This is a genomic window from Actinomadura sediminis, from assembly GCF_042675525.1.
In the GTDB taxonomy this organism is placed as follows: Bacteria; Actinomycetota; Actinomycetes; order Streptosporangiales; family Streptosporangiaceae; genus Spirillospora; species Spirillospora sediminis.
On record NZ_JBHTJA010000227.1, the window covers coordinates 1 to 2679 of the forward strand.

The 2679-nt window shown below is 76.4% G+C and carries 3 protein-coding genes and 2 pseudogenes; 3 read left to right on the plus strand and 2 right to left on the minus strand.

The window, feature by feature from the left end:
- Both ACFQ11_RS37465 and ACFQ11_RS37470 read left to right on the plus strand, forming a co-directional pair.
- A pseudogene (locus tag ACFQ11_RS37465) lies at positions 1–365 on the plus strand (hypothetical protein); the annotation flags it as partial.
- Positions 366–393: 28 nt separating this feature from the next.
- Positions 394–666 carry a hypothetical protein gene (locus tag ACFQ11_RS37470; RefSeq protein ID WP_378307676.1) on the plus strand — a complete coding sequence of 91 codons (273 nt, stop codon included), beginning with the start codon at positions 394–396 and terminating at the stop codon, positions 664–666.
- A 92-nt stretch (positions 667–758) separates the two neighbouring features.
- On the opposite strand, the gene ACFQ11_RS37475 is transcribed toward ACFQ11_RS37470, so the two are convergent.
- On the minus strand, positions 759–1055 hold the full coding sequence (locus ACFQ11_RS37475; protein ID WP_378307678.1) for a MazG-like family protein: 297 nt from the start codon (positions 1053–1055) through the stop codon (positions 759–761).
- A gap of 122 nt (positions 1056–1177) precedes the next feature.
- Between ACFQ11_RS37475 and dapF the strand changes: the two genes are divergently transcribed.
- Positions 1178–2179 carry a diaminopimelate epimerase gene (dapF, locus tag ACFQ11_RS37480; protein WP_378307680.1) on the plus strand — a complete coding sequence of 334 codons (1002 nt, stop codon included), beginning with the start codon at positions 1178–1180 and terminating at the stop codon, positions 2177–2179.
- A 4-nt stretch (positions 2180–2183) separates the two neighbouring features.
- Here the strand turns inward: dapF and ACFQ11_RS37485 are convergent.
- Positions 2184–2679: pseudogene (locus ACFQ11_RS37485) on the minus strand (DUF6297 family protein); the annotation flags it as partial.

Genomic DNA, 2679 nt, shown 5'->3' on the forward strand with positions numbered 1-2679 from the left:
GCGGCGCCGCCGAGCAGGCGGGCCGTGGCGCCGGGGGCGCCGCGGAGAGCGCCGGTCGGGGTGCCGATGGCGCGGCGGAGCGGGCCGACCTGCGCGCCGGGCGGGTCGGCGAGGAAACGCGCGGGGCGGGCGCCCTCGCCGCCGACGAGGACGAGCGTCCGGCACCCGCCGGGGCCGGAGACGAGCGTCCGGCACCCGCCGGGGCCGGAGACGACCGCCGCGAGCCCGAAGGCACGGGCGGCGGCGATACGGGGGACGACGGGGACGGCACCGAGCGCGGCGCGGACTTGCGCGGCGCGCTTCGGGAGACCGAGGAGTCCCTGCAGGATCTCGGCCGGAGCCTGCTGCGCGTGTTCTCCAGGTAGCCGAGCCGCTGACCGGGAAGGACGGACGATGGCCGGTGAGCATCCGGACGGCGAGGTCGCGGCTTCGGCGGCGATCCTGTTCCGGGCGACGATCAAGGCGGACGAGCTGCGGTTCGACGTGGTGCCGGATTCTTCGGTGGTGTTCACCGGGGACGCCGACGCCCGTTCGTCGTCGGGGAGCGTCCGGGAAGGCGTCCCCGACGAGGCCGTGCCGAGGACCACCTACCGCGGCGTCCGCATCGACTACGCGATCGCGGCGAAGCTCGCACCACCCGGAACGACGGCCCGGCGGGACGGCTGACCCGCGGAGGATCGAGCGTTCCGGGAAGTCGGCCGGATCACGATGCCGGACGGGACGATCGTGCACGCGGAGATGGGGACCGGGGACGGCGGTCAGACCCCAGAGCGCTCGGTCACGGCGCGCAGGCGGCGTTCGAGGTGCGCGCGGGCTCGCGCCGGGTCGTCGCCGGTGAGCGCGACGAGGGCGATGCCCGCGGTGATGATGACGTCGGCGAGTTCGTCCCGGACGTCCTCCCTGGTCCCGTGGGTTCCCTTGCGCGGGTTCTGCCCGGTGACGCCGATGTACGCCTGGACGGCCTCCCCGTACTCTTCGGCGATCTTCAGGACGAGCGTCTGCTCGTCGACGTCCGGGAGGAAGCCGGTCCGGAGGCGGGCGAGATCGTCCCACATGGCGCGTCCAGGTGTGTGCGGGGGATGTGACGTCGGCGATGCTAACGGCGCGGGCCCGCGAACGCCGGAGACCGGCCGGTACGATGGTCGGATCATTCGTCGCAGCACGTCAGAGAGCCGCCATGTCGCAGTTGCCGGTCGTCAAGGTCCACGGAAACCGTAACGACATCCTCGTCATCGACGGTGCCCCGGACGAGCTGTTCCCCGGCGGGGAGGCCGCCCGCGCGGTGCGGCGGCTGTGCGACCGCCGGGACGGGCTCGGCGCCGACGGTGTCTACTTCATCGTGGACGGCGGCGACGGCACGGGCCGCGCGTGGTTCTTCAACCCGGACGGCTCGGAGTCGCTGCTCTGCGGGAACGGGATGCGCGGCGCGGGCCGCCTGCTCCTCGACCGCTACGACGCGGGGCGGGTGGTGCTGCGCACGGGCCCGTACGACTTCACGGTCCGCGACGCGGGGACGACGCCGCACGGCGTGCGGCGCACGGCGGTGGAGCTCCCGCCGGTCGACTTCGCGCCCGCAGACCCGATCGTCGCCGGGGCCGCCGACCCGGTCGTCGACCGGGTGCTCGGCGCCTACCACGCGTCGCTGCCGGTCACGGCGGTGGCGGTGCCGAACTCCCACCTGGTGAGCGTCATCGACGGTTACCGCGAGGACGAGCTGATCGAGACGGGCCTGCGGGTCGCGGACGCGCGCGGCGCCTTCCCGCAGGGCGCGAACGTCAGCTTCGTCCTCCCGCTGGACGGGCGCGGCCCGGACGACGTGTACGTGCAGACCTACGAGCGGGGGGCGGGGCTGACGCCGTCGTGCGGCTCGGGTGTGGCGGCGTCGCGCGCGGTGCTGTCGCGGCTCGGCCGGGTCGACCCGGACGTGCCCGTCCTGGTGCGCAACCCGGGCGGTCCGGCGCGGTCGTGGCTGCAGGAGGCCGGGGGCCGCTGGCAGCCCGTCCTGGAGGGCAACGGCACGATCGTCTTCCGCGCGGAGGTCGGCCGGGCGTCGCTGGCGGGCGAGGGCCCGCTGTCGTTCGCCAAGGAGGACGACGAGGCGGAGCTCGCCGCGTTCGACGCCCTCTACCGGGAGAACCGCGAGATCCTCGCCGACGCCGGGGTGAAGCCCACCGCCTGACCCGTCAGCGGCGCGCGGCGGCCAGGTAGGCGGCGAGCACCGCGATTCCGGTGCCGGCCTGGACGGCCAGGTGGGCGCCGATCGCGGTGGGCGGGGCGCTCAGCGCGGCGAGCAGCGGCGCGCAGCCGAGCGCGGCGACGTCGATTCCGGTCGCCGCCCACCGGACCGGGCCGGTGGGCACGGAGCCGAACGGCGTGTCGAGGGTCGGCATGGCGTGGTCGACGGGCCGCCGCCGCGCCGTCCGCAGCGCCCCGGCCGCCAGCGCGGGCGCCGCCGCGGGGCCGAACGCCCACCACGCCGTGCCGTCCGCGATGCTCGGGCCGGTGAGGGCGAGGGTGAGCCAGGTTCCGCCGAGGAGCGCGGGCAGCACCGCCCGGGCGGCCAGTGCCGTGCGGGGTGCGACGCCGAACAGGCGGGCCAGGCCCGGGTCGTCGGCGTCGCGGCGGGCGCCCGCCGTGCCCGGCGCGGCGGCCGTCCCGGCGCCGGCGCCCGCCACGGCC

Coding starts and splice junctions, on each gene's coding strand:
- dapF (WP_378307680.1), top strand. CDS start 1,178: ATGTCGCAGTTGCCGGTCGTCAAGGTCCACGGAAACCGTAACGACATC.
- ACFQ11_RS37475 (WP_378307678.1), bottom strand. CDS start 1,055: ATGTGGGACGATCTCGCCCGCCTCCGGACCGGCTTCCTCCCGGACGTC.
- ACFQ11_RS37470 (WP_378307676.1), top strand. CDS start 394: ATGGCCGGTGAGCATCCGGACGGCGAGGTCGCGGCTTCGGCGGCGATC.